Origin of the sequence: Thiomicrorhabdus sp. (genome assembly GCF_041583835.1) — a bacterium.
Classification (GTDB): domain Bacteria; phylum Pseudomonadota; class Gammaproteobacteria; order Thiomicrospirales; family Thiomicrospiraceae; genus Thiomicrorhabdus.
Map to the genome: position 1 here is coordinate 18,107 of NZ_JBFHFC010000017.1, position 23,022 is coordinate 41,128.

Here is a 23,022-nt window from a genome sequence, read left to right on the forward strand (position 1 = left end):
CATGACAGCTCTTTATTTTGCAGTCTTCTTTTTATTTGCAGCCGTAATCGTCCTCGGGTTTGCGTTTTTTGTTCTTTCAAGACAAATCGGCATTCTCTTCGAACGCATTGCCCCTATGGGTGCGATGGTGAACGATTCCGGCCCTAAAGTCGGTGACACGACCCCGAGCTTCAGCCTAACAAGCTTGACCGGCGGCAGCGTCGAAATCGGCACGCAAAATACCAAAGCAAAACTGATCTTCTTCTTATCGCCTACCTGCCCGGTATGTAAAAAAATGCTTCCTATCCTGCGCTCGGCTAAAGAGAGCGAACAGGAATGGATGGATCTTATCCTGGCCAGCGACGGTGAGGCGGAGAAACATCAGCGCTTTATCGAACATACTAAACTGAACGATTTTCCTTACGTTCTGTCGACCGAACTGGGATTGGCCTATCGCGTTTCACGCCTGCCTTTCGCAGTCTTGATCGACGAAAACGGCATCATCCGTTCAAAAGGCCTGATTAATAGTCGCGAACAGCTGGAGAGCTTGTTTAACGCTCATGACGCCAACATCCCGTCTATTCAAGGCTACCTTGATATGAAACATTCTTAAAAAATGAATAAGGAAACTAATGTATGAAGAAATTAATCGACTTGCTGTTCAGCAGCTTAGATAAACGAACCGAAGACATGAGCCGAAAAGTTGCTCAAACCAGCGGACGCCGTAGCTTTTTAGCGAAGGCCGGAGCCGCAATGTTAGGAACGGCCATGCTTCCGGTACTGCCTTTTGACCGCAACTTTGGAATGGCCTACGCCGAAGAAGAGGAAAAAGCCGATCCAAACGATCAACACAGCTGCGACTACTGGCGCTACTGTGCAATCGACGGAACGCTTTGTAACGAGTGTGGCGGAACCTTAACCAGCTGCCCTCCGGGTGCGGAAGCGTCGAAAGTGTCTTGGGTCGGGACTTGTCACAACCCGAATGACGGTAAAGACTATCTGGTTTCGTATAACGACTGCTGTGGTAAAGCAATCTGTAACGGTACCGAGTGTGTTATCAGCGAACGTGAACGCCCGGGTTACCGCATGGGTCTGCACAACGACATCAACTGGTGTATGGCAAACAGCTCGCAAGGTTACCACTGTACCGTTGCCATCTTGGTTGGGATTGCCGAAGGCGCATAACCCCCTCCCTCTTTTCACGGCATCATCGGCGTCTTGCCGGTGATGTCGGAAAGGGCTTCAAACACAGATTACCGATGCGATTACTTTCGCATCGGTTTTAATCCACAACCAATAGAAAGAGACCATCATCTATATGCGTTATAAAACTCCCAAACTACTGAGTTTACTCTTACTAACCTTCAGCCTTAACGCCAATGCCGTCACCTACAATCCGGAAACTAACTACATGCTACGCTGCTTAGGATGTCACGGCCAAGACGGAACCGGAAGCGAACGCGGCGGAATCCCCAATTTTCAAGACTATGTCGCCTCCTTTTCAACCACCTCCATGGGACGACAGTATCTCATGCACGTACCGGGAGTTATCAGCTCCAGCCTGACCGACAGCGAAATTGCCGAAGTCATGAACTACATCATGCGACATTGGGGCGGAGAATCATTACCGGAAAACTTCAAACCGTTTGATACCGCCGAAGTGTCACAACTTAGAAAAACCGAAATCAAAGACGTTGTCGCTTACCGTCGCCTAGTCGTCGATGAAATCGAAAAAGCCGGGCTACCCGTCGCTCCTTACCCATGGCCATAAGGCAAACCATCCACAATTAACCGGACACCGCGAACAGAGCACCATCATTGCGTCTCTCCGCTTCTTAATCGAACGAGGCTAACGCGGCAAATCATTGTGGACTACGCCCGCACGCCAATTTTTTCATTCAAATTTTCACTGTCTTTTAATAGCGCTCTTTGATAAGGTAGAATTTAATTGAAACGGCTTACAACCGTATAAAAGACCTCGCCCAAAGGTCTGCCAACAGCTTCTATCGCAACGTCGCGCGCTGACCACATCCAATACCAAAGACCCATAGGACAATCCATGAACAAAGCGTTAAATGTTCTGCTTGCGCCAGACAGTTTCAAAGGTTCACTCAGCGCAATTCAGTTTTGCGAGATCGCCACCCAGGTTATTCAGGAAATCCATCCACATTCCAAAGTCATCGCCCGCCCTATGTCGGACGGAGGCGAAGGCTTTGTTGACAGCTTCGTGTTTGCCGGTCTCGCCGAAAAACAGACCCTATGGGCCTCCAACGCATTAGGCCGCAAAACCAAAGCACAATTCGCCTGGCAGCCGGAAACCCAAACTGCGATGATTGAAATGGCACAGGCATCCGGATTGCCCGGTATACGCCAAGAAGAACGCAACCCCATGCAAACCCACACCTACGGTACCGGACAGATGATTAAATCCGCTATCGATTTGGGCGCTAAAAAAATCATCTTAGGACTGGGAGGCTCCGCCACCAACGACGGCGGTGCCGGTGCACTTCAAGCATTGGGAATCCCGCTATTGGATAACAAAGGCAAAGAGATCAATCTAGGCGGCCAAAGTTTAAGACAACTGGCGCAAATCGGGGAAATCCCTTCTTCGCTGCATGAAATCGAATGGCAATTGGCTTGCGACGTCACCAATCCATTACTGGGTAAAGACGGTGCCACCGCCATATTCGGACCGCAAAAAGGCGTGACCGAACAAAACTTTGACGCCTTGGAAAGCGGTTTGTCGAACTGGGCGCAAGTCATTGCCGACAAAACCGGGCGTCAGGCCAAAGACATTCCCGGTGCAGGCGCTGCCGGAGGCATGGCGGCCGGTTTCATCGGCCTGTTGAATGCCGAAGTCACGCCGGGATTCGACATCCTCAACCAGAACTTAAAAATCGAGTCGTTACTGGAAGAGCATGCGATCGATTGGATCGTCACCGGCGAAGGACGCATGGACACCCAAACCCGCTTCGGCAAACTGCCGATGCGAATTGCCGAACTTGGACTCAAACATAAAGTACCGACCCTTGGCGTCTGCGGCAGCCTTGGGTGTTCGCCGCAAGACTTGCCGGAATTTAGAGCCATTTTCAGCATCATCAATTCGCCGATGCATGAAATCGACGCCTTCCAAAAAACACCGCAATTACTAAACGATACACTCACCTCAATCTTCAAACTGATTGATTCGAATCGTTAACTCGATCCATTTTCGTCAGACTTTTTCTTCAAAGCTTCCGTGGGTCGGAAGCTTTAAATTACGCTGACTGTCTCAAGCAAGCACCGCTTTATTCCTGCGCCATACCGCCCTAACCGCCCTTTTTCATAAAACTGTTACAAAACACCCGCTTAGCGCCGTTTACGTTCATCAAGCTGTTATACAAGCTTAATAAATGAGTAAAAAACGTTACCTATGATGAGTAGCTGACAATTTTATTTCCAGCATTAACGGCATGAAAGGTAAATCACGATGAGCATCAGCCCTACTTCCATCGAACCCAGCAAAACCAAAGACCTGTTGGACTCGGCAGTTAACAACACTTCGATCCTAAGCCGTAAAGGAATACTGGATCGTTTGTTTACCGCCTGGTTTGACCGTTTGGTATACCCGCAAATATGGGAAGATCCGGAAGTGGACATTCAAGCTTTAAAACTTAACAGCGAATCGCGCATTTTTACCATCTCTTCCGGCGGCTGCAACGTGCTTAACTACCTGACCGAAAAACCGGCGTCAATTACGGTAGTCGACCTCAACGAAGCGCACATTGCACTCCTTAAACTCAAGCTGGTCGCAGCCCGGCATCTGCCGGACCAGGAATCGTTCTTCGACTTTTTCGGTAAAGCCAATCTGCCAAAGAACCTGGATCGCTATCATGCGTACATCCTGCCATATCTCGATGCCAAAACCCGTGAATACTGGGAAGGCAAAGCCAATATTTGGGGCAAAAAACGCATCCAAATGTTTTGCGACGGCTTCTATCAGTATGGGCTGCTCGGAAACTTTATCGGATTGATCCACTGGATCAGCAAACGCATGGGTTACGACATTTCCAAAGTGATGCGCGCACGCACGCAGGAAGAACAACAGACCCTGTTCGATCAGCATGTCGCACCGGTTTTCGACACCCGTCTAATCAAATTCCTGTGCCATCGCGCCGTCGTCATGTACAGCCTGGGCATTCCCCCTGCTCAGTTCGAAGAGATGAATAAGGAATCCAAAACGGCACGACAAGGTATGCACGACCTGTTAAAGGAACGCGCCCGCCACTTGGCCTGCGACTTCCCGTTAAAAAACAACTACTTTGCATGGCAAGCGTTTAACCGCGAATATGACATCGATCAACGCCAAGCGATTCCGCGCTACCTGGAGAAAGAGCGTTTCGATACGTTGCAGTCTGAAACCGTCAAAGTACATGTACACCACCAATCAATGACCGAGCGCCTGAAGCAGATGCCGGACAACAGCTTGGACTCATACCTGTTTCTGGATGCGCAAGACTGGATGGACGAACAGCAACTCGGCGAACTTTGGGAGCAAGTCAACCGTACCGCGATGCCGAATGCCCGAGTGGTCTTCCGTACCGCCGGAACGCATTCGCCGCTTGAGCAGAAACTGCCTGCCGAACTATTGCGCAACTGGGAAACCAACGAGATTGAAAATCACCATTGGACTCAAAGCGACCGTTCGGGAATTTATGGCGGCGTCTTTCTCTATCGACACCGCGCGGAGCAATAAACGTCGATGGAAGCCAATCTTATATCAACCCAGTCTTCGGAAATGGTGTGGTCGCTCACCCACAGGTACGTCATGGGCGTCAACGCGATGCAGCAGCACTCCACGAAAGCGATTCGCAACGTGCAGACCGAGCTGGAAAGCATCCTGATCGAAAGCTGCGTCATCCCGGTGACCCGCAATCAAACCGAATACGATAACAGTTACGTCTGCTCGCCCTATACGGCTTATATCCGCTATGCGAGAGACGAACTGGGTCTGCTCAACAATCGCGGTTTACAATGGTTTTTCAAAGGCGTCATCCACGTGGCGGACGGACTCCTGCAGCTCGGAAAAATCAACCAGACGGTTTCCATCAACAATTGGATGTTTTCAACCAATCCCGTACCAAGCTGGCAGGAAAGCACCGTTCAAGAGATGACTCAAAAACTGGTGTACGCCAACCCTCAGCACAGCTTGTCGATTCGATCGCTGAACTGGGAAACCAATGCGGAATTGTTGCAACACCTGCAAGCAAACGATTGGATCCTGCTGCCGGCTCGCCAAGTCTATCTATTCCCGGCAGACGATCCGAGCTGGTGGAAACGCAATAACGTCAAAAACGATCAACGCCTGTTAAGGAAAACGCAGCTGACCCTGCTGGAACCTAATCAGCATCGCAGTGCGGATTTCATTGAAATCGAACGTTGTTTCAACCAACTGTTCATTGAAAAACACTCTGCTTACAATCCTCAATTCACGGCGGAGTACTTTGAATTTTTGCATCTTCACCGTCTGGTGGAGTTTTTCAGTTTCCGAGATGAGAGCGGACGTATCGTCGCCAGTATCGGTCTGTTTACCCAACACGACATCATTACCGCACCGATCGTCGGTTACGACACCCAGCTACCAAAATCGCTCGGTCTTTATCGACTGTTGATGGCCGTATTGCTCAAACAGACGCACGAACGCAAACAAACCCTAAACCTAAGTTCCGGCGCCGGACATTTTAAACGCCAGCGCGGCGGCACTCCGGTGATCGAATATACCGCGCTTTACGTCAAGCATTTGCCGTGCAGCCAACGCTTCATCCAAACAATGTTTGCAAAACTACTGAACCGATATGCCCCAGGCTTATTGCAAAAGCATGAGCTTTAACCCAAATTTTGATCGCTTTGAGAGAAACAATGACTGCTAATACCCCGAACTGGATGCAACTGCAAACCGCCGAGATTCTAAACAGCCTGCCGGACGACAGTGACGATGCGAGCCGCGACACCTCCTCGGGTTCCCAAAAACCGAAGCGCTATCGCACCATCTGGATTTCCGATACTCACCTCGGCTCAAAAGGTTGCAAAGCGAACTTTCTAAGCGAATTTCTCAAGCAAAACGATTGCGATACCCTAATCATGGTTGGTGACATCATCGACGGCTGGAAAATGAGCAAACGCGTTTTCTGGCCGCAAGAGCACACCAACGTCATCCGCCGCATACTGACACGTGCCAAACGCGGCACCAAGGTCATCTACATCACCGGAAACCACGATGACATGCTACGCCGCTACTCGGGCATTCAGTTCGGAAACATCGACCTGCTCGACGAATATGTTCATACCACCGCCGACGGCCGTAAAATCTGGTGTATCCACGGCGACCAATTTGACGGCGTTGTTCAGTGTCACCGCTGGATCGCACTGTTCGGTGACTTCTTGTACGAAAGCATGTTGCACGTTAACCGCTGGTTCAACCAGGCACGCCACCGTCTTGGATTCGGTTACTGGTCTTTGTCGGCCTACCTCAAAGCCAGAGTCAAACGCGCGGTCAACTTCATTTCCGATTTTGAAAATGCCGTCGCCAAAGAGGCACAGCACAAAAACATGGACGGCGTCATTTGCGGTCACATCCACCATGCAGAAATCCGTCAGATCAGCCCGGAGATCACCTACTACAACTGCGGCGACTGGGTTGAGTCCTGCACCGCATTGGTGGAAGATTTCGAGGGCAACATCACGCTGATCAATTGGGTCAAACTCGATCACAATACCAGCACCGAAACGATTCAAGACGGCGCCGTCGCAGAGATTGAAAGCGTCAAATAAATCTCCGGTTACGCGCCGGTTTAGGTAGGTAACCGAACCCATTCGAGCAAAAACGTTGACGGAAAAACCAACCTGCCGGTTGATTTTCCACATTTGCTCAACCAAGCCATCTAGCAACTGGTAAAATAAGCCTTTTTAAAATACAAATATAAAGATATCCATGAGTAACGCACAGCTGATTCTGATTGATAAACGTAACCAACCCTTAAAAGAATATCTTGTTGCGGTTGCCGCCTCCGACGGATTAAACATCAAAGGCGTTCAAATCATGGCTTCGCCGGCTAAAGGCGAAAAATCGTTACTCAATGCCGACATCATTATCCCGCCGCTCGAACTTTTCGAATTCAACGTCAAAAAATTGGTCGCTGAAACACTTAAAAAGCTGGTGGTTAAAGAAGAAACCATCGACATCGACACGTTTATCGAACGCAGCAGCGAAGATGACGAAGTGCGTAAAGCCCTTAAAAAATCGGTCAACCGCCTGAAGAATAAGCTGGAAGCCTTATTAAAAGAATTTACTTCTTCCGAAGTGATTCCGTTAATCCAAGAGCGCCGCAACGATGCACTGTTCAAACTAAAAGAGCACGATCAGGAACTCAACGGTAAAAACGTCGTCTGCATCGATATCGAAGCGACCGACATCTGCACCAATCCGGAAGCGGACATTATCCAGGTTTCCGCTTGCGACATGGACGGCAACGAACTCTTCAACCAGTTGATCAATCCCGGCTACGACATTCCAGAAAACGAAAAACACAACATCACCACCGAGATGGTTCAAGGCCAACCTTCTTTGGTTGAAGCCTGGGAGAGCATTCACCAGACACTTAAAGATGCCGATGTGGTTTTGGCATACAGCACCGAAAGCGACTTTGCTTACTTGGAAAAAAGTGCTGCCAAAAAGATGTTGCCGTTTGAATTGGATTACAACACCTGGCTGGATGCCGCCGAACTGAGCAAAGATCTCATCGGCGCCCTGCGCTGGCAGAGCGAAAAGATGTATTGGTTCTATAAAACACCAAAACTGACCGATGCTTATGAACGCATTCTGGAAAAACCGTTTCCCGGCGATGCACATGACGCTTTGGCCGATGCTCGCGCCACGGTGGAGCTGTTCAAAGCCATGCTGGTAAAAGGCCGCAAATCTCAAGTCATGCTTAAAAAGCCGCAAGCGGTCAAAGAAGAAATTACGAATAACCCGTTTGCCGCCGCTTTCGCCAACGCCAAACGAGGATAAGAATTATGTCAGCAACACCGACATTCAAAGCATTGGAAAAGGCTAAACGAGGTGATACGTTTGACTGGAACAACCTGAAGTCGCAAGTTAAATTTGACGAAAACGGTTTGATTCCCGCCATCGCCCAACAATACGACAGCAAAGAAGTACTGATGATGGCTTGGATGAACCTGGCCGCATTGGAAGAAACCTTGCAGACCGGACGCGTCTGTTACTGGTCGCGTTCACGCCAGAATTACTGGCGTAAAGGCGAAGAATCCGGTCAGATCCAAGTTCTGAAATCCCTGGCTCTGGACTGCGACGGCGATACAATCCTGTTACAAGTCGATCAAACCGGGCCAGCCTGTCACTCCGGACGTCGCAGCTGTTTTTATACTGCGGTGGAAGGCGATCACGTTAAAATCCTCAGCAATCCGCTAATCGACCCGAGCGATCTTTACAAGAAATAATCCTTCTTAAACGCCTCTAGCCCGGCAGACGACGACTTAGGAAAGCAAGTGGTGTGAAAGGCGGTCGTAATTCAGTAAACTCCTTTAGACCGTCTTTACTTGCCGCCATCTTCCTTCTGTTGTAACTCCGGGAACCATTTGTACAACAGATTCTTGAAATCTTCCACAAACAACGGCTTTACTAACAGGTCATCCATCCCTGAATCCAGGCAACGCTGCTTATCTTCGTCATACGCATTAGCCGTAAACGCAATGATAATCGTCGGATTTTCCGTATGCATCTGCATCTCTTCCTGTCGGATGATATGACTGGCCTCATAACCATCCATGATCGGCATCTGACAATCCATTAGAATCAAACCAAACTCATGGTGATGCAAACGCCAGAATTCGAGTGCTTCAAGACCGTTATTAACCGAATCCACTTCAAGACCGAGTTTGTTAATAAAGGCTTCCGCAATTTTCTGGTTGGTCGGATCATCTTCAACCAACAGCACTCGCTGTAGCGGTTTACGTTCATGTGGGCCTTCCTGTGACTTATGCTCAAAAGACATCGCGGGGAACGGCTTACCGTCGTGCAGAGCTGCCGGTAAAATCGCCCGCTCTCTGCGAGTGTCCAAACGCTCTTGCGTCGAAATCACCACCTCCGGCAATGCTTCGGCCTTGCCATGATCCTTAACTGCAGCTTCCGTTGTCTTTTTAAAAGGCAATTCGACAATGAAGGTGCTGCCTTGATTCACTTCGGAAACGACCTGAATTGTCCCGCCCATCAAATCAACCAATTGCTTGGTGATCGCCAAGCCCAGACCGGTTCCACCAAAATGACGGGATGTAGAGTCGTCTACCTGAATAAAAGGTTGAAACAGGGTCTTATGGAACTCTTTGGCAATGCCGATTCCGTCATCCTGCACACTGAACTGAATGTAATGAAATTCGTCGTCTTCTTTCAAAGAAGACACATTCAACAACACCTGCCCCTTAGGGCTGAATTTGATGGCATTGCCCACCAGATTAAGCAAAATCTGCCTGAGTCGTAGCGGATCCCCCTCTGCCCATTCAGGACAGTCATGATCGAACGATTGCTGCAACGACACGTCTCCCACCTTAGCCAAGGGCGTCAACAAGCGTATACTGTTGTTTACCACATCGTGCAAGCTGAAAGGCTCTTCATACAGCTGGATACCGCCTTGCTCAAGCTTGGAGAAATCCAACACGTCGTTCAATATCGTCACCAAAGAGCGTCCGCTTTCACGAATGGCTTCCAGGTAAGTTTTCTGCGTGTCGTTTAATGGAGTATCCGTCAACAAGTCAGCCATCCCCAAAACACCGTTCATAGGCGTACGGATCTCGTGACTGATCATTGCCACAAATCGGCTCCGGGCTTGCGCCAATGCTTCCGCACGCTCTTTCGCCAATAACATTTGTTCTTCTGCCGCTTTCTGAATAGAAACGTCACGAATTGCGGTGGCAATGACGACTCCATCGGCAGTCTGCAAACGACTCATACTCAAAGACAGAGCCAACTCGCGTCCATCACTATTTTCCCCTACACACTCCCGGTACGGCAGTATCTGCGGAACGGATTGCGCTTCCACCGCACGCATATAAGTCGGAATCAGTCGTCCCATCGATTGATTGATCAACTCTTCCTTGGTATACCCGAATAACGACTCGGCCATTTTATTCAAACTTTGAATGTTTCCTTGACCGTCGGTCACTACCATTGCGTCCGGTGCATTTTCGATCAACGTCGTCGCTTGTTGCTCGGCAAGTTTCTGAGCGTGAATCGATGTGATATAACCTTGAACCTTTTGAACTCTGTCACGACCGTTTCGATTAATATGAATCAAGCTGTAAACCCAGATATAGTGCCAATCCGAGCACATTAATCGGTATTCCAACTCAAACGAAGGTTCTTGGTTGCGAATGGCCTGCAACATGTGATATTTGAAATTCTGTAAATCTTTAGGATGAATCAGGTCGTAGAAGCTTCGCTCGGACATCAGCTCGGAATCCGTGAAACCCAAGAGTTGTAAGACATTCGGCGAAACGTAATCAATCGACATGCCCGCTTCAAAGTCTTTTTCAAACAATACCGTTGGTCCGGCGTTGAACAAAGCACTGTACGATGCTTTCTGCTCAGCTTGGAAACGCGCTGAGTTCACCCGTTTCAGATAATATAAGAAAGCGGACAATAAGAATAGAATGGCGAAAAACAGCCCCATTCCAATATAATCGATTTGTCGAGAATGCTTCGCAATGACCTCGTCATTCGGCAAGGCCATCATTAACCAGTGGGTATGTTCAATCATTTGAACAGCGAGGGCATTTTTCAATTTATCGTCGGAAAAGGCTGTTTTTCCAATATTATCGAAATCACCGGAAGTCAAAATGGGGGTTTTAAAATCCTCGGCCTGAACCAATACCAATTTCAATTCAGGGCTATCAAACTGCGACAGTAAATGTTGAAAATAATCGAGAGAGAAACTGACAAATAGAGCAACGTACTGCTCTCCGCGCTTAAGATTCACAATCACATCAAAATGGGGGCCATTTGAATAACGGTGAAGTTCAATGTCGTGTTTAAAATCAAAATTACTTAATTCACGGTTAATCTGCTTGAGGCATTTAGGCCCCAACGACCCTCCTCGACTAACGAACTTGGGCTGACCGTGCCCGTCAATTACGGCAAACAATCTTACGTCAGTAAATAGAGCCTCAACGTCATTAGCTATTCGATCAGAGTCATGAACACTAGCGCTAGGACTGCCGGACGCCAAATTCAAAATCTGCTCTTTATTCTTTTCGGCAATAAAACGAACCATTGCCTGATAATGGTTCAAACGTTCCGTAATCGAACTGGTTACGCCATTGGTCGTCACCAGAGAAGTTTCTTCCAAATGTTCAAAAAAACTTTTCTTTAGGTATTGGCTGCCAAAATAAATCGCGGACGCAAAGAGAACGAGTCCCACGATAAAAGCGGGTGAAACCGATCTGAAAAACGACCGCACAACTTTCGTTAACTTACTCAGAAACAAAGTAACCCCTATAACCTTTTGAGCCTAGAAAAGTAGTTTTTTCGGCAAACTTTACAAAGAAAGCATAGCATTTCTATTCCACATCCATGTAAAAAATGACTCAATCACCGGAGCGATTTAGATTACGCTCCTTTAAAGCGATTTGCGCATCTTGAATCTGACAGATTTCACGCAGAACCATCGTCGCATAACTTCCGGCCGGTAACGAAAATTTTACCTTTAGCGCCGCTGTATTATTTTCCGAATTGTCGTCATTCAACCACTGCCACTCGAACTCTTTCGGCAAAACCCTCAAAGCACGACGATCCTGCTTCAAGCCAAGTTGCTCCAGACCTTGTATCCAAACTTCATACGGTTGAATAATTTGTTCTTCCAAAGCTTGCACCGCTTGACGGCTTGGTAACTCCCCCTTTCCTACCAAAGGACCTGTAGGATGCAGGTCGCCGGATTCGACCCTTTGTGCCAGTTCGTCGGAACCGTCTTCTGCAAACCAGCGCGTGGAGCCCTCAAGCTGCATAACGTCACCGTAAACAAAAAGATTCCAATTGCCCAACCGTATCCGCTCACTCAACACCAGATTAAATAACCAAGAACGTGCTGCGGAAATATACAAACTTTTCTGATTGCGCTTAACACGTTGCATTTTACCCTGTAAAAAATCAGTGGCTTTGACCAGGTTACTCCCTCTAAAACCAAAGCGTTGTTCACCAAAGTAATTGGGGACACCGAACTGCTGAATCTGCTGTAAACGCGTTTGCAATTCTTCCGGGTTGGCTTCAAGTTGACGAATCACCAATTCGAACCGGTTTCCACTTAAACCGCCGGTTTGCAGCTTGCGTTGATGGCGCACCATCTTAAGAATTCGGACAGTTTCAATTCCCAGCGCTTCAGGATCAGGATCGGCCAGCCCAGGCAATTGAATGCTGAACCACTGCCGAGTCACAGCATGCCGGTCTTTCTGTCCGGCCACACCGATGCGGGCTGGCGAAACCCCTGCCCATTTAGCCAGCTGTTGCAAAACCCAGTCGGTATTCTCTCCGCATTTCTCAACCCAACACCACAAATGTTCTCCCTCTCCGCTCAGTTCAAAAGCGATTTGCTCTTCAACCACAAAATCCTCAGGATGAAGTTTATACACACCTGAACAGCTCGGCACACCATAGGAATAAGCCAAACTGTCCATTAAAGGCTGGGGAAATTCATACATATTTTTGATACTCAGGCCATTATCGACCAATTAAAAAAGGCCTGGTACGGAAACAATCGTTCATACCAGGCCTATTGATTTAGTTAAAGGCAATGTTATAGATTTTTAAACACACGTTCGGTAAGTGGTCGTTCTTTGCCTTCCGGTTCCGATTCATAAACCTGAATCAAAACCTGACTGACATTACCCGGAATCACATAATCCCGAATCAGTTCACGTGCGCCAATCGGTGAATCTTTATTAATATAAGTATAGATGTTTCTCAACTGACATTTGTTGTCGGGATCCGAAGCTAAAGGTCGCAACACCCCTTCACCGGAAATCTTCACCGACTCTTTCGTCAATATCGTTACCTTATGGTAATAAGTATCCGTCAAAGGATGATTGAAACAAATCATTAAAACACGATCAAAGTTACCCGACCCTTTATCCAGATCGGCAACGATTTGAGCTGACGTTAAAGTAATTGGCTCTTTCGAACAGCCGCTTAACATTCCACTGGTTATAATCAACAAACCAAAAACAAAGCTCGTTATTTTGACCACGCCACTTCCTTCGCTTACGCTTGATAATGAATTTTGTATTCGCTAATGCACCTGCTGAATGCCTGCAACCAACCAATTACCTTGATCGGAAGCATCACGACGAATATGCCAAACCTCATGGAACGCATGAGCATCGGCATTAGCTTCTTCCTGAATAAAACCGCTGAAACGGATACTGACTACAAAATATTGGCCGTCAATCGCCATATCGGCAATTTCCGCATCCAAAGTATCCACAACGGTCACATTATCGCCAGGTACTCGTCCTTGAGCCTGTCGCTTAATCTCTGAAAACAATTCCGAAGTACAGTATGACTCGACTTCGCTTAAATCTAAATCGTCCCACGCCTTCTGCAAAGTAACGAAATGACCTTTCGCCCCCTCAACAAACTGTTGTGCATCAAACCAAGCAGGCACTTCATTAACTGTAACGGCCTGTTCGGAAATTCCTTCACCTAAAGCGGAACCGATAATCGATTCACTCTGATGCGGATTATAAGACGGTTGATTTGAGAAATCGGAATGGGATTGACGCTGGTACGTCGTATCCGCTTGAGCACGGGCTTCATATGAATCTTCCGGCTGTCGGCTATACGCGGATTGTTGGGCTTGGCGTCCGCGAGTCGAAGCAAACATTTTAAACAGCATGAAAGCGATCAGCGCAAAGATCAGTATATCCATCAACTGTATGCCTTCAAAGCCGTCGCCAAATAACATCGCCGCCAACAAACCGCCTGCCGCCAATCCAGCCAAAGGCCCCAGCCACTTTGAAGCGCCGCTGGCGGGTTTGGTTGTCGTCGAAGTCGTTGCCGCCGGTTTAGTCGTGGTTGATTTAGGAGCTGTGCTATAAGACTTGGAAGGTATGGATTTTGAGTATCCAAAACTGGAACCGCCTCCCAAACGGGCGGCTTCTGCCGCCTGAGAGATTGCCACCATACCAAATAAAAACGCAAACATTACAAGCCAAGACTTTCTCACTACACAAACTCCAAAATATTGAAAATACCCGATAAGACCACTTGGTATTCTAGACAAGGCTTATAACAATGACAAGGTAATAAAAACATTCCCTTTTCCGTGTTTTCAAAGCGCTCACCCAACCTTGTTATAAAGCACCCCCCTATAACCCTAAAAACCAACGGGTTGACACCCTCTACATTCTACGTAAAATCCCTTATGATTTGCGAAATTATGCAAAAGGTAGAACGTATTAAATAATAATAAGGTTTATAAAATGAAAAAAAGCTTAATTGCTGCAGCTATTTTAGCTGCGTCAACCTCCTCTGCAATGGCTGAAGATTCTAGCAACGTAATGGCCGGTACTTATGCGGAAGCGGGCTTCAGTCTGTACAAAATCGAAATAAAAGCATCAAACAACACAGTGGAAATTCCGCTATTAACTGCTACATTCGGTAAAAATTTAAACGAATATTTTGCCGTTGAAGGTTTTTTGGGCACAGGTCTTTCTAAAGACAATGTTCCAGGTGATGCCAAATACGCAGTCAACCATCTTTACGGACTAAACCTTAAAGGCTCAATCAATATTACCGAAGATCTTAAAGGGTTTGCTAAAGTTGGATACGCGTGGAGTGAAATGAAAGCCTCAAATACGAACTTCACCGATGACCGTTATTTTGGAACGCTTGGGCTTCAATATGACATCAATAGCCAGGTTTACGGGTCTGTTTCTTACACTACTTATGACTCGGAATATGATGTTGATGAAAACTCGCTTAACGTAGGTGTTGGTTACAACTTCTAAGACTAGAGTTAGATAAGAATAAAACTAAAAACACTGCCCGCACTTGCAAGAACTATTCTGTTTTTTGTTTGTAGCTAGACTCAGCTAAGGGGCTCTTCATTAAAATGAAAGCCCCTCTTTTCAATATTGCATCCCTGACAAAAGCCCAGACATCAATCATCCTAGAGCTATCGCTTCTTCCTCATTCCTTAACACAGCGCGAGATGGTGTAATCCTTCCCCTGCTTAACCTTTTCGTAATTGCCGAACACTTCCATGAAATTACGCTTAATGTACTGACGCAAACCGTTGATGGTTACGACCACGAACTGACCGCCCGGAGCCAGTTGCTGATGGACGTCGTGCAATAGAATGCTCAACATTTCCTTACCGACCTTAGCGGGAATATTGGATACCACTGTGGTGAATTCGATGTCTTTAGGCACGTTACTCAAACCGTTCGATAAATAAGCCTTGGCATTCGGCAAGCCATTGATCTCTGCATTCTTATTGGCATATTCCACCGCCACAAAATCCTTATCGACCATATGCACTTCACCTTTCGGTGCATTGGCGGCGATCGCCAAGCCGATCGGACCGTAACCGCAGCCAATATCCAAAGCGACTTCGTCTTCCTTTACATCCAGATAACGCAAAAACAGATCGGTTCCCGAATCGATTTCACGCGGACTGAAAATTCCCCACGTGGTGGCGAACCGCAAAGGTTTATCCATCAAATTCGCATCAATGTGCAGATCTTGTTTTAACTCGTGAATGGTGGCCATACTGGTTTTTTCCTAAAGTAATTCTTCTCGATTTGAATTATCATATTGTACCTTTTCTGCTGACCTATTAATTCAAAAAGCATCAGAACCTATTAAACAGATTTAGAAGTAGTTAAAGAAGAACCGAAGCCAGAATGCATAGCCTTAACGAACGACAATATGAAGCGGTTATACACATAGAGACTCCAGCCCTGGTGCTGGCTGGCGCCGGTTCCGGAAAAACCCGCGTCATCACCGAAAAAATCGCCTACTTGATTCGTAAGCATGACTATAAAGCGCACAACATCTACGCCGTGACCTTTACCAACAAATCCGCCAAGGAGATGAAGGAGCGTGTCACCAAACTTCTAAAAGATGAAAACACAAAAGGCTTGAACGTCTCGACCTTCCACAACTTGGGATTGAATATCCTTCGCCAGGAATACAAAGCACTGGGTTATAAGCCGAACTTTTCGATTATGGACGCAGCCGATAGCGGCCAGATCTTAAAAGAGTTAATGCACAAGCAATCACTCGACCCAGAAGTATTGGACGGTGTGCAATGGGACATATCCAACTGGAAAAATGCTCACATCGCGCCGCAGCAAGCACTGGAAAGTGCAGAAGACGCCCAACAACAGGCCCGCGCTATTTTGTACCAAGCCTATCAGAAACAGCTGCATGCTTACAATGCCGTGGATTTTGACGACCTGATCGGCCTGCCGGTAAAACTCTTCAATGAAAACCCGGACGTACTCGACAAATGGCAGAACAAGGTTCGCTATCTACTCGTGGATGAGTACCAAGACACCAACGCCTCGCAGTACGAACTGGTAAAACAACTGGTCGGCATACAAGCACGTTTTACCGTGGTCGGTGACGACGATCAATCGATCTACGCCTGGCGTGGCGCCCAGCCGGAAAACCTGGCGTTGCTGCAGGAAGACTTTCCGGCATTGAAACTGATCAAGTTGGAACAGAATTACCGCTCCAGCAACCGTATCCTGCAATCGGCCAACCAATTGATCGCCAACAACCCACACGTATTCGAAAAAGCGTTATGGAGTGATATGGGATTGGGCGACCACATCCGAGTCATCGCCTGCGCCAACGAAAACCAGGAAGCGGAACGCGTGGTCTCGGAAATCATCGTCCATAAATTCAAACACCGCACCAAAAATAAAGATTACGCTATCCTGTACCGAGGCAATCACCAAGCCCGATTGATGGAACGCGCCCTCCGCGAACAGAACATTCCTTATGTAATTTCCGGCGGAAAGTCCTTTTTCGACCATGCCGAAATTAAGGACATCATGAGTTACTTGAAACTCATCGTAAATCCGGACGACGATGCCGCTTTCCTGCGAATCGTCAACACTCCACGTCGTGAAATCGGCGCCTCTACCCTGGAAAAACTGGCGACCTACGCCACCGGACGCGGTATCAGTCTATTTGACGCCACACAAGAATTCGGTCTGACCAGCATCCTTTCGGACAAAGCCTTGAAACGTGTCCAGCATTTTGGACAACAGCTTTTAGATTGGGTTCAAAAGGCCGATGCGGCCGAAGGTGAAGAGGTCGTTTCGTTTGTACGCCAGCTGATCGAGACCTTGGAATACGACAACTGGATTCACGAAACCGCGAGTAACGTCAAAACTGCCGAACGCCGAATCAACAACGTGCGCGAACTGGTACTATGGATTGAACGCATCATCAAAAAAGCAATTGAGGAAGACGGCGAAGAGAAGAAACTGCAAACCATCGTCACTCACATGACCTTGATGGATATGATGGAACGTAACGAATCCGAAAAGGAACACGACATGGTCAGCTTGATGACCCTTCATGCTTCAAAAGGACTAGAGTTTCCGCATGTTTTCTTGATCGGCATGGAAGAAGAACTACTGCCTCATAAGCAAAACCTGGAATCTCCCGGTTTGGAAGAGGAGCGCCGTCTGGCTTACGTAGGAATTACCCGCGCCCAACAGACGCTGACCATGACATACGCTTCCAAACGACGTAAATACGGTGAAGACATGGCCTGCGAACCCAGCCGCTTTCTGGAAGAACTGCCTCAGGACATCCTCAAGTGGGAGGGTAAACCGGGACAAGTGATCAGCAAAGAGGAACATTTGGAAACGGGGAACGCCCACTTGGCGAATTTGAAATCGTTTCTCAAAAAAGATTAAACTGCCTGATAAGTATTCATCCAAACCTATTTACGGATTCACTTCATGCCTCAAACCATTGCCCCGTTTCAATTCGCCCCCATGCCACACATTCATTTCGGCTGGGGAATCCGCCATCAGCTAATCGAACATTTGAAAACGAATTACCCGGGTCGAGTGGTTTTGATTACCGGAAACTTTTTAAGCAGACCCGGCGAGTTCGGACAAATCGTTCGCGACACGCTCATGGAAAACAACCGGTTGGTTGACCACTTCACTGTGTCCGGAGAGCCCTCTCCCGATTTAGTCGACTATATCGTCAGCCAATGCAAAACGGATACCGAAGCGGTCATCGGCATCGGCGGCGGCAGCGTTCTAGACGCCGCTAAAGCGATTGCCGGCTTGATTCCCAGCCAAACCTCGGTCATGGACTATTTGGAAGGCGTTGGCTCGGGAAAAGCGTTTGACGTCGACACCTGCCCGTTTATAGCCGTACCGACCACGGCTGGAACCGGCAGCGAAACCACAAAAAACGCCGTCCTGTCCCGCTTAGGGGAATTCAAAAAATCCTTTCGCAGTGACAAGCTACTGGCCAAAGAAGCCTGGCTGGATCCGGAACTGTTGCTAAGCTGCCCTAGAGATATACTTTATGCAACCGGCATGGATGCGTTCACGCAACTGCTTGAGTCCTACACCACTCTCAAACCCAACCCGATTACCGATGCACTTGCTTGGCAAGGCATGACCCTATTCAAGGGGGCGTTCGAAGCGATCGAAAGCGATGACGAAGATCAACGCCAACAAGGTTATAGCCATTTAATGCTGGCCGCGTCACTTTCCGGAACAACACTTGCCAATGCCGGACTTGGAGCCGTTCACGGATTGGCCGGTCCGATCGGCGCCTTCTTTGAAGCCCCTCACGGGATCGTCTGCGCTAAATTACTGGCGCCAATCACCGAGATGAATATCGAAACACTTCAACAACAAGAATCGAATCAAAGCAGGCAAACGCTCGATAAATATTCTCAAATCGCTCGATTACTCAATCCCGACATAAAAAATGGCCATGAATTAACCGGATTAGTGGAACAACTTAAACAATATGCGCTGACTTATACACCACAAGGTTTGAGTGAATTTGGACTGTCCCGGGAAAATATAGCACCTGTCATTCAAAGCTGTCGAAGCGGAAGTATGCTTGGTAATCCGGTAGTATTAAGCGATAGTCAATTGCACAAAGCAATAACCCTCGTGTTATAAAAGAATTTATTTAGTCTTCTTAAAATATTTGCGTTAGAATGATTCGAAGTAATGAGATACGCATTTTTGACAGAACGTATAATTTCGCATACATTTAACGCTGATATTCTATCGAACACTAAAAAATAACCCACAAAATCCCCGGAGCTAGCCATGATACGCTTTCCAAACCAGTCAAAATTTTGCCTAATGCTTATCCTCGCTTTTATGGCCGGGGTAAGTGGTTGTTCAACTACAGAAGAAACTAAAGAATACCCGTCGGATGCTATAGAAGTTCTATATAAAGACGATCCTAACGCAGTTCAAAAGCAATATAAAGATTTGGACCAAGACGGCGTCCCTGACAAGCTAGACCATTGCCAAAACACCAAACTTGGCATCCAGGTAAACTCGTTTGGATGTGAGTTAGACAGTGATGGTGACGGCGTTTATGATAAAGACGACCAATGCCCGGGCACACCGCCGGGAGTAAAAGTAAATTCAATGGGCTGCGAACCGGACGATGACCGTGACGGTGTTGCAAACTCAATCGACCTTTGTCCCGACACGCCTCTAGGAACACCGGTAGACGAAAAAGGCTGCCCTTTGGACATGGATGAAGACCGTGACGGAGTCTTTAACGACGATGACCAATGCCCTGGCACGCCTCCAGGCGTGAAAGTTAACAAATACGGCTGTAAACCCGAAGTCCTTGTTTTAAGTAATATCGTTTTCGATACAAATTCTTCGGAAATTCGAAACGATCAAGCTAGTGTTCTGAAACAGAATGCGAGTCGCTTAAAAACACTGAAAAGCACTGAAGTCATCTTAGTAACCGGTCACACTGACAGCATGGGTAAACAGAGTTACAACCTATGGCTTTCATGGCGTCGTGCTGACAGTGCTAAGGAATTCTTACTGAAAGCAATGCACCTTAAAGACGATCAACTTTATATCCTTGGTAAAGGTGAAGATGCTCCGATCGCTGACAATGCAACAGCAGAAGGTAGACAGACAAACCGCCGCATTGAACTTAAAGTGATTCCTAGAAGTGACGTGCCAGATGCTGCGACTACCCGCATACCTGCAAAATTTGAAAAGTAATGCAATTGTAAAAGCATTCAAATTTAAATACAGGCTCAATAACCTAATCCCCAAAAAGGCATCTTATGACCACTGGGGTTAGGTTCCTATCCATATTAGCTATAGGCCTGGTCACAGGCCTTCTTAGCGCCAACGTAGAAAGCCCGTCACGGGTTTTTACCGAAGAGCAACTTGCGCAAGCAAGCCAAAAATATGGCCTTCTCGCCAAAAGGCGATTAATTGCGTGGCAAAAACTGGTAGACGAAAATATCGGCCTTCCGGAAAAAACCGCTCTCAAGGCAGTCAATGACTTTTTCAACCAAGCACAGTTTGTCTCCGATCAAATTCACTGGAAACAAAGCGACTATTGGGCGACGCCCATTGAGTTCCTGGGAACGGATGCCGGCGATTGCGAAGACTACGTTATTGCCAAGTACTTCACACTTAAAGCCATTGGAATCCCTGAAAGCAAGCTCTATTTGACCTACGTTAAGGCAATCCGCCTTAATCAGGCCCACATGGTCTTAACCTATTTTGAAACGCCTAAGTCCATCCCGCTGGTCTTAGACAACATAAACAAACGTATTTTCCCGGCAACGAAACGTAACGACCTGGTACCGATCTACAGCTTCAACGGTGACGGCCTCTGGCTGTCCAAACAACGCGGCAAAGGGAAAGAAGTCAAAGGCGGCACTCAGCGCTTGAAAAAGTGGAATATTCTACTGAAAAAGCTGGAAAATAATTAAACGTACTCTCATACAATATTGAGTGATATCTGGATAGAAAGGAAACATATATGAGCTTAAATAAACAGATGATGATCTTTATCGCATCCATGCTTTTGATCTTACTCATTGGTACATTTGCGCTTAACCTTTCAAATACCAAAAACTTTCTTCAGGATCAGTTAAGCTCGCACGCTCAAGATACGGCCACCTCTTTAGGCTTATCGTTAAGCAGTAACGCCGATCCGGACGATCTCTCCACCATGGAAACCATGATCAATGCGGTATTCGATCGAGGGTATTATTCAAATATCACCCTAACGGACATGGATGGCAACCTACTTTACGAGCGCATCAATCCAAAAGAGATGGAAGCCGTTCCGGCTTGGTTTATTCATACAATCGACTTAAATGCACCTCCCGCCGAAGCCGTCGTTCAATCGGGCTGGATACCTACGGGCACCTTAACAGTCACCAGTCATGCCGGTTATGCTTATATTGAACTCTGGAAAGCCTTTATCAATCTCTCTACGTGGTTCGCACTCGCGGCCCTCATTGCTATTTTGATTATCGTCACGGCTCTTAAGCTTATGCTTAAGCCACTAAAACAGATGGAAAAACAAGCGGAAGCAATCGTTAAAAAAGAGTATCTAGTACAAGAGCACCTGCCGAATACCATTGAGTTCAGGCAAGTCGTCGTTGCTATGAATGCGATGGTTCAAAAAATGAAAGAAGTCTTTGAACGCGACGCAAAAACGGCTGAAAAGCTGCAAAAAATGGCCTACCAGGATAACGTAACGGGCCTAAGTAACCGTCGTCATTTTGAAATGATTGTCGACAGCCTGCTTGACCCCAAAGAAGATGCAACGCCCGGTTTTATCTCGTTAATTCGAATTCAAGGTTTAAAAGAATTAAATGATCAATTCGGCTATCTCATCGGTGACCAACTTGTTAAAAACATCGCTGACAGCTTACAGAGCAAGCTATCCTCACCGGAAGCGTTATTTGCCAGATTAAACGGTACGGAGCTCGTCGTTATCAACCCTTCCGATACACAAGAAAAAATCCGTTTGGGGCTTGAGGCAATTCCACAAAATGTATCCGACTGCTTGAGTAAACTCAATGCCGATAAAACACTTGTCACCGTTTCTATGGCGTTTATGGATTACCATCCTGGCGACAGCAGAGGGAAGCTTTTATCATCGCTGGACTATGCCGTTGTCCAAGCAAGCGAACAACAGCAAAATACTCCATTCTATTACTCTGACCAAGCTCAAGAAGGCAAGCAAAACTCTATCTGGAACGATTTGATCGACAAAGCCATCCAAGAAGAACGCTTCTTGCTGTACCAACAAAACACTTACTCTTTAGCCCAAAAGATCAATGACAAAGAAATATTAGTTCGCCTTCGAGATATCGACGGCTCCATTCATTCGGCAGGCTATTTCATGCCGGCGATCGAACAGCTTGGCAAAATGGCCGAGCTTGACAAACTGGTCGTCAAACTCGTGTTTAAACACCTTAAACAAGGCAGAGTCAATCATCGCCTATCCGTTAACCTGACCCGGTCGATCATCCAAAACCAAGAGTTACAGAATTGGCTTTTGGATACATTGAAAGCATCAAGTGAATATTGCGGAAACTTGTCATTTGAATTAACCGAAAGATTGATTTCTGAATCCCCGGAAACAACCCTTGCTTTCATGAAAAAACTGAAAGAGTTTGGAATCGCAATCGGGATAGACAACTTCGGAAGCCGCTTTGCCAATTTCCGCTTGCTTCAAGAACTTCAGCCGGATTTCGTCAAACTGGATTCCGCGTTCAGTAAAGCAATTGAAAACGACGAACAGACACGTTCTTATGTTTCGAGTTTGTGCGAGATGGCAAACAGTCTGGATATCAAGGTCATTGCCATGGCGATTGAAAACCAAACCCAACTTGAGTCCTTTACGGAATTGGGCGTTCCTCTCTTCCAGGGATATTTTTACGGTGCTCCAACACCTTTAACCATCGAATAACTTTATTAATCAATAACATT

Annotated in this window: 20 protein-coding genes; 15 read left to right on the forward strand and 5 right to left on the reverse strand. The window is 47.1% G+C overall.

What is annotated here, in order from left to right; all coding sequences use genetic code 11:
- Position 1 precedes the first annotated feature (1 nt).
- The 9 genes from ABY044_RS08895 (at position 2) to hisI (ending at position 8,475) form a co-directional block, all read left to right on the forward strand.
- A complete protein-coding gene (locus ABY044_RS08895) occupies positions 2–592 on the forward strand; it encodes a redoxin family protein (protein ID WP_373019998.1) in 591 nt (196 codons plus the stop codon).
- Positions 593–615: 23 nt separating this feature from the next.
- Positions 616–1,164, forward strand: a complete 549-nt coding sequence (locus ABY044_RS08900; protein WP_373020000.1) for a methylamine dehydrogenase light chain — start codon at positions 616–618, stop codon at positions 1,162–1,164.
- A gap of 133 nt (positions 1,165–1,297) precedes the next feature.
- Positions 1,298–1,750, forward strand: coding sequence for a cytochrome c (locus tag ABY044_RS08905; RefSeq protein ID WP_373020002.1), 453 nt, complete (start codon positions 1,298–1,300; stop codon positions 1,748–1,750).
- Positions 1,751–2,038: 288 nt separating this feature from the next.
- Entirely contained in the window at positions 2,039–3,178 is a 1,140-nt protein-coding gene (locus ABY044_RS08910; protein WP_373020004.1) for a glycerate kinase, read from the forward strand.
- A gap of 270 nt (positions 3,179–3,448) precedes the next feature.
- Positions 3,449–4,714, forward strand: coding sequence for a DUF3419 family protein (locus ABY044_RS08915; protein WP_373020006.1), 1,266 nt, complete (start codon positions 3,449–3,451; stop codon positions 4,712–4,714).
- A 6-nt stretch (positions 4,715–4,720) separates the two neighbouring features.
- Complete coding sequence (locus ABY044_RS08920; protein ID WP_373020007.1) at positions 4,721–5,848, forward strand: GNAT family N-acetyltransferase; 1,128 nt, start codon at positions 4,721–4,723, stop codon at positions 5,846–5,848.
- A gap of 29 nt (positions 5,849–5,877) precedes the next feature.
- Positions 5,878–6,789: a UDP-2,3-diacylglucosamine diphosphatase gene (locus ABY044_RS08925; RefSeq protein ID WP_373020009.1), complete on the forward strand. Its 912-nt coding sequence runs from the start codon at positions 5,878–5,880 to the stop codon at positions 6,787–6,789.
- A 160-nt stretch (positions 6,790–6,949) separates the two neighbouring features.
- A complete protein-coding gene (locus ABY044_RS08930; protein WP_373020011.1) occupies positions 6,950–8,026 on the forward strand; it encodes an exonuclease domain-containing protein in 1,077 nt (358 codons plus the stop codon).
- A gap of 5 nt (positions 8,027–8,031) precedes the next feature.
- Positions 8,032–8,475, forward strand: coding sequence for a phosphoribosyl-AMP cyclohydrolase (gene hisI, locus ABY044_RS08935; RefSeq protein ID WP_373020013.1), 444 nt, complete (start codon positions 8,032–8,034; stop codon positions 8,473–8,475).
- 95 nt (positions 8,476–8,570) lie between these two features.
- On the opposite strand, the gene ABY044_RS08940 is transcribed toward hisI, so the two are convergent.
- The 4 genes from ABY044_RS08940 to ABY044_RS08955 form a co-directional block, all read right to left on the reverse strand.
- Positions 8,571–11,357: an ATP-binding protein gene (locus ABY044_RS08940; protein WP_373020015.1), complete on the reverse strand. Its 2,787-nt coding sequence runs from the start codon at positions 11,355–11,357 to the stop codon at positions 8,571–8,573.
- A 256-nt stretch (positions 11,358–11,613) separates the two neighbouring features.
- Positions 11,614–12,720, reverse strand: coding sequence for a tRNA pseudouridine(13) synthase TruD (gene truD / locus ABY044_RS08945; RefSeq protein WP_373020016.1), 1,107 nt, complete (start codon positions 12,718–12,720; stop codon positions 11,614–11,616).
- A gap of 95 nt (positions 12,721–12,815) precedes the next feature.
- On the reverse strand, positions 12,816–13,265 hold the full coding sequence (locus ABY044_RS08950; RefSeq protein ID WP_373020017.1) for a hypothetical protein: 450 nt from the start codon (positions 13,263–13,265) through the stop codon (positions 12,816–12,818).
- A 42-nt stretch (positions 13,266–13,307) separates the two neighbouring features.
- Complete coding sequence (locus ABY044_RS08955) at positions 13,308–14,243, reverse strand: Tim44 domain-containing protein (RefSeq protein WP_373020018.1); 936 nt, start codon at positions 14,241–14,243, stop codon at positions 13,308–13,310.
- 256 nt (positions 14,244–14,499) lie between these two features.
- On the opposite strand from ABY044_RS08955, the gene ABY044_RS08960 reads away from it, so the two are divergent.
- A complete protein-coding gene (locus tag ABY044_RS08960) occupies positions 14,500–15,027 on the forward strand; it encodes an outer membrane beta-barrel protein (RefSeq protein ID WP_373020020.1) in 528 nt (175 codons plus the stop codon).
- Between the two features lie 181 nt (positions 15,028–15,208).
- On the opposite strand, the gene ABY044_RS08965 is transcribed toward ABY044_RS08960, so the two are convergent.
- Positions 15,209–15,790 (reverse strand): class I SAM-dependent methyltransferase, encoded by a 582-nt coding sequence (locus ABY044_RS08965; protein ID WP_373020022.1) that lies wholly within the window; start codon positions 15,788–15,790, stop codon positions 15,209–15,211.
- A gap of 134 nt (positions 15,791–15,924) precedes the next feature.
- Between ABY044_RS08965 and rep the strand changes: the two genes are divergently transcribed.
- The 5 genes from rep (at position 15,925) to ABY044_RS08990 (ending at position 23,002) form a co-directional block, all read left to right on the forward strand.
- Positions 15,925–17,958, forward strand: a complete 2,034-nt coding sequence (gene rep, locus ABY044_RS08970; protein ID WP_373020024.1) for a DNA helicase Rep — start codon at positions 15,925–15,927, stop codon at positions 17,956–17,958.
- Between the two features lie 45 nt (positions 17,959–18,003).
- The gene (locus tag ABY044_RS08975) at positions 18,004–19,197 is read left to right on the forward strand and encodes an iron-containing alcohol dehydrogenase (protein WP_373020025.1); all 1,194 of its coding nucleotides are present in this window, start codon (positions 18,004–18,006) and stop codon (positions 19,195–19,197) included.
- Positions 19,198–19,350: 153 nt separating this feature from the next.
- The gene (locus tag ABY044_RS08980) at positions 19,351–20,280 is read left to right on the forward strand and encodes an OmpA family protein (RefSeq protein WP_373020026.1); all 930 of its coding nucleotides are present in this window, start codon (positions 19,351–19,353) and stop codon (positions 20,278–20,280) included.
- A gap of 65 nt (positions 20,281–20,345) precedes the next feature.
- The gene (locus tag ABY044_RS08985; RefSeq protein WP_373020027.1) at positions 20,346–21,005 is read left to right on the forward strand and encodes a transglutaminase-like cysteine peptidase; all 660 of its coding nucleotides are present in this window, start codon (positions 20,346–20,348) and stop codon (positions 21,003–21,005) included.
- Positions 21,006–21,055: 50 nt separating this feature from the next.
- Positions 21,056–23,002, forward strand: coding sequence for an EAL domain-containing protein (locus ABY044_RS08990; protein ID WP_373020029.1), 1,947 nt, complete (start codon positions 21,056–21,058; stop codon positions 23,000–23,002).
- The last annotated feature ends 20 nt before the right edge of the window (positions 23,003–23,022 follow it).

Coding starts and splice junctions, on each gene's coding strand:
- ABY044_RS08975 (WP_373020025.1), top strand. CDS start 18,004: ATGCCTCAAACCATTGCCCCGTTTCAATTCGCCCCCATGCCACACATT.
- ABY044_RS08965 (WP_373020022.1), bottom strand. CDS start 15,790: ATGGCCACCATTCACGAGTTAAAACAAGATCTGCACATTGATGCGAAT.
- ABY044_RS08920 (WP_373020007.1), top strand. CDS start 4,721: ATGGAAGCCAATCTTATATCAACCCAGTCTTCGGAAATGGTGTGGTCG.
- ABY044_RS08960 (WP_373020020.1), top strand. CDS start 14,500: ATGAAAAAAAGCTTAATTGCTGCAGCTATTTTAGCTGCGTCAACCTCC.
- ABY044_RS08985 (WP_373020027.1), top strand. CDS start 20,346: ATGACCACTGGGGTTAGGTTCCTATCCATATTAGCTATAGGCCTGGTC.
- truD (WP_373020016.1), bottom strand. CDS start 12,720: ATGTATGAATTTCCCCAGCCTTTAATGGACAGTTTGGCTTATTCCTAT.
- ABY044_RS08905 (WP_373020002.1), top strand. CDS start 1,298: ATGCGTTATAAAACTCCCAAACTACTGAGTTTACTCTTACTAACCTTC.
- ABY044_RS08930 (WP_373020011.1), top strand. CDS start 6,950: ATGAGTAACGCACAGCTGATTCTGATTGATAAACGTAACCAACCCTTA.
- ABY044_RS08925 (WP_373020009.1), top strand. CDS start 5,878: ATGACTGCTAATACCCCGAACTGGATGCAACTGCAAACCGCCGAGATT.
- rep (WP_373020024.1), top strand. CDS start 15,925: ATGCATAGCCTTAACGAACGACAATATGAAGCGGTTATACACATAGAG.
- ABY044_RS08980 (WP_373020026.1), top strand. CDS start 19,351: ATGATACGCTTTCCAAACCAGTCAAAATTTTGCCTAATGCTTATCCTC.
- ABY044_RS08910 (WP_373020004.1), top strand. CDS start 2,039: ATGAACAAAGCGTTAAATGTTCTGCTTGCGCCAGACAGTTTCAAAGGT.
- ABY044_RS08900 (WP_373020000.1), top strand. CDS start 616: ATGAAGAAATTAATCGACTTGCTGTTCAGCAGCTTAGATAAACGAACC.
- ABY044_RS08915 (WP_373020006.1), top strand. CDS start 3,449: ATGAGCATCAGCCCTACTTCCATCGAACCCAGCAAAACCAAAGACCTG.
- hisI (WP_373020013.1), top strand. CDS start 8,032: ATGTCAGCAACACCGACATTCAAAGCATTGGAAAAGGCTAAACGAGGT.
- ABY044_RS08990 (WP_373020029.1), top strand. CDS start 21,056: ATGAGCTTAAATAAACAGATGATGATCTTTATCGCATCCATGCTTTTG.
- ABY044_RS08895 (WP_373019998.1), top strand. CDS start 2: ATGACAGCTCTTTATTTTGCAGTCTTCTTTTTATTTGCAGCCGTAATC.